Source organism: Mesotoga sp. UBA5847 (assembly GCF_002432735.1).
Classification (GTDB): domain Bacteria; phylum Thermotogota; class Thermotogae; order Petrotogales; family Kosmotogaceae; genus Mesotoga.
In genome coordinates, this window is record NZ_DJGL01000036.1 from 1 (window position 1) to 3164 (window position 3164).

Below are 3164 nucleotides of genomic sequence, written 5' to 3' on the forward strand. Positions count from 1 at the left end.
TCGCCTCCTGCCGAAGGCAGCCTTGCGTCCGTCGATGTTCTTTCGGCGCCTTGTGTCTAATTTCAGCAGTGACTGGCTTTTCTCTCGTCTTCTCGTGAGCGAAGCGAATTCTCTAATATACTCTTTCTCGTCTTTTCTAGGCGTTCAGCGACCAGCGAAAAGCGGCTCTTTGATGGGAGATCCCGTACACCATCACTACAAGATGACAACCGGACCAACTCTTATCATTCTCCCTCAACCTTTCGAGTCATGAAGCGCTATCTGATGTCTCGTAGGAGCTTTAGAGGCTCTTCTGAGCGTTAACGAAAATTGGAATGTTAGGAGCCGGACAGTACCTATTTGCACCTGTGGCATCTGACATTCGAAAGAGCGTCAAGGGTTGCATGAAGTGAAGCATAGAAACGTGCAGGCAATTCACGAGACGTGGAGTCGGAAAGAATACAGGAGTCTATTTCAACGGTGCTATTCTCCTTAAGGGTAGTATAGACTTTGCATCACTCCATGCTGCCGAAAGATCATTCTGGTGCATTGAAGCCCATTCAATTACAAGTCCCAGTGCTCTGTGAGGTAAGGCTCCTGCGATGACTGCCAGTGACTCTATATCTATAATAGCTTCATGTTCACCATAGTGAGCATGAAAGGTGGAGGAAGATGATCTTCGTAGTACATGTAGATTGCTATTCCATTGAACCGACTGATTTCAGGCATTCACACCGTAGCCTCTGTTTTGGGGAAGATCTCTTCTGGCTTCTTTCCCGATATTCTCATAAAAAGCGAATCAGCGCAGATCTCAAGATCTTCTCCCCATGCTAAAGCTCTGCCGTCCCTGACAATGCTAACGCCCTCAAAAAACTCATAATTCTTGAGAGGACCGAAAAGAGGAGATGCGGCCAGCTCAGAGAAATCCACTGTTCCCACTACTCCATTTTCAAAGGCGAGTTTTACCTTAAAAGCCTCCAGAGCTTCCGCCTGAGCTATTCTTATCATAATTCACCTCCTTCTCTGCTTGAATTATTGCACTGGAAGCATTTTCCTCAAGTTCATTCGCCAGAGTATTGTGCATATTCGATCTTGGACCATGTGATCTTTGAGAAGACTATTAATTCCATTGCGATAGTGTTGCTCTTCCAGAGCAAAACAAATACGGACTCTATCTTTCGATAATCTGTGTTGAAGGGAGTTCCAAATGCCGAGATACAAGTTTCAGGAGCTGGAAGAACTTCTTCTGGTGCTTGATCAGAGATATCCCGAGAAGTGGACAAACTTGTTGTCCAAAATCCCATGGCATAACTACGAGTTAGTGTCAGTATTGAAAGCCCAGTGTCCACATTGGAATCGAGTTTGAATGGGGCAAATCCGTGTCGTCTCTTATCACGAACTCGGCTTTCTTTGGTTTTTTGCTCCTTCCTCCCACTTCAATAATCTTGCCATTTACAGAGAAATCTCCATTTCGCTCATCCGCACATGCGAAGACTCTTCTTCCCGCATCTTCAAAGGATTGAGCCACATAGGCTTCTCTTTTTGTTCCGATATTTCCTGCACCAATTGAGTAGAAAGCAGGGTCGCCAAAGAATATTTTCTCACCCTTGGAGAAGGTTCGATTATCGCTCTCCCTATATACTATTCTGATTATTCCTGTTGCGTTCATTACAGTAAGAAGTTCATAGAGCTTTCTCTTCCCTATACCCCACTCTCTACACATCCTCTCAATGTTCAGTGTTGGAACTTTCGATATCGCCAAAAAGCCTACAACGGCATTCATTAGCCTGAAGTGAATATCTGAGATTTGGGGAACGAAGAACGGAACATCTCCATGAAGTGTCTTTTCAATAATGTGTTCTATTTGCTCTCGAAAGTCCCACTCCAAATAAGACGGCCTGAATCCACGTTCAAGATACTCCTCAAAAGCAGAGAGTACGTTTGTACAGTTTATTATCTCTTTAACTGAAGAAGGCTCAGGAGAGAATGGCTCCAATTGTGGCAGCGAAATTCCGTCTCTAAGAAATATGTATTCCCTCAAAGACATTAGAGGGATATGAACCCTGGAGAATCTTCTAGATAGATCTGCGATCCCCTGTCTTAATACGAGGCTGCTGCTATCGCTAGCTATTACCAGTTTTCCCGGATAGGAATCGTAGAGGGCCTTAAGATGGATGCTCCAATCTTTTGCGTAGTGAGCCTCATCCACAACTATCCCCTCATAACCCCTTACAAAAGCCGTCTTTGCTATGCTCCATAGGTCACTAGTAGAAACGAGAGGGTTGTCAGCCGAGACGTAGAGTACTTTTCTCTCCCTAAATCTGTGCAGAAGAAAAGTGGTTTTTCCAACCCCTCTTGACCCAAAAACAAGGACTGCCCTGTTCTTCATCTCTATTTTGTCGAAGTAAGGCCTAAGTCTCGATGGGAGCTCCATTTCCTTCCTCTTTTGTATCTCTTCGAGTGACTGAACTAACTCGTCTGCATCCACTGAATCATCTCCTTCCGTTTCACTATGAAACGATCTTAGCATAGATTCGTTCCCAGATAAAACTCTATGCCTTAGGGGACTCCATTATTTGCATTCAATTAACGTGACAATTATGATAAGTTAGTCACCTTCGGTGGCCAGTCTTTGCTTCGCAAAGGCCAGTCCGGCTACGCCAGGCAAGCAAAGGCAATCGAGAAAGAGAGTATTGAGAGGTTCGCTAAGCTCACGAGAGGAGAGAGGGAAGCCAGTCTGCTGGCGCAGGCTTCTTCTAAGTCTGCAACTCGCAACTTGTCACTTGCAACTGTTTCAAAGATCGAGATCTTGGCCAGAATCATGCCAAGATGACGTGAAGTTAGGAAAAGACTGAGATTCCGTAGAGCCTGCCCTGAAAATCTCCTGTTCAGGCTCCTATTTGGGGCTCTTGTAGGGGATCTCGCCCTAAGAGCCGCTGCACGCACAGAATCAAGGACCCGCTGAGCGCTGTGAAATACGGTTCACCGTTGAGCGTTCAAGACCATGAACCCGTTCACCGAAAAGGCCGCTGCGCGCTTAAGAACGAAGACCCGCTGAGCGCTGTTTAGAACCGACTTTGTTGAAATCAAACCCGAGAGCCTTTTTCTTAAAGAAAGAGCACTGTCGAGGCGTTCGCTCACTCACGAGAAGACGAGAGAAAAGCCAGTCACTGCTGAAATTAGAC

Annotated in this window: 4 protein-coding genes; 1 reads left to right on the forward strand and 3 read right to left on the reverse strand. The window is 45.7% G+C overall.

Going from position 1 to position 3164, the window contains the following annotated elements; translation table 11 throughout:
• Positions 1–448: 448 nt before the first annotated feature.
• From B3K91_RS13670 to B3K91_RS03670, 3 genes are all read right to left on the reverse strand, one after another.
• Positions 449–610 (reverse strand): DUF4160 domain-containing protein, encoded by a 162-nt coding sequence (locus B3K91_RS13670; RefSeq protein WP_214079748.1) that lies wholly within the window; start codon positions 608–610, stop codon positions 449–451.
• Between the two features lie 98 nt (positions 611–708).
• Positions 709–987 carry a DUF2442 domain-containing protein gene (locus tag B3K91_RS03665; RefSeq protein ID WP_214079746.1) on the reverse strand — a complete coding sequence of 93 codons (279 nt, stop codon included), beginning with the start codon at positions 985–987 and terminating at the stop codon, positions 709–711.
• A 316-nt stretch (positions 988–1303) separates the two neighbouring features.
• Positions 1304–2467: an ATP-binding protein gene (locus B3K91_RS03670; protein ID WP_214079747.1), complete on the reverse strand. Its 1164-nt coding sequence runs from the start codon at positions 2465–2467 to the stop codon at positions 1304–1306.
• Between the two features lie 144 nt (positions 2468–2611).
• Here B3K91_RS03670 and B3K91_RS03675 point away from each other — a divergent pair, with 144 nt between their 5' ends.
• Positions 2612–2812 (forward strand): hypothetical protein, encoded by a 201-nt coding sequence (locus B3K91_RS03675; protein ID WP_292594019.1) that lies wholly within the window; start codon positions 2612–2614, stop codon positions 2810–2812.
• Positions 2813–3164 lie beyond the last annotated feature (352 nt).

Bases quoted from the DNA above. Each gene is read 5' to 3' on its own strand.
- B3K91_RS03665 (WP_214079746.1), bottom strand. From the start codon at position 987: ATGATAAGAATAGCTCAGGCGGAAGCTCTGGAGGCTTTTAAGGTAAAA.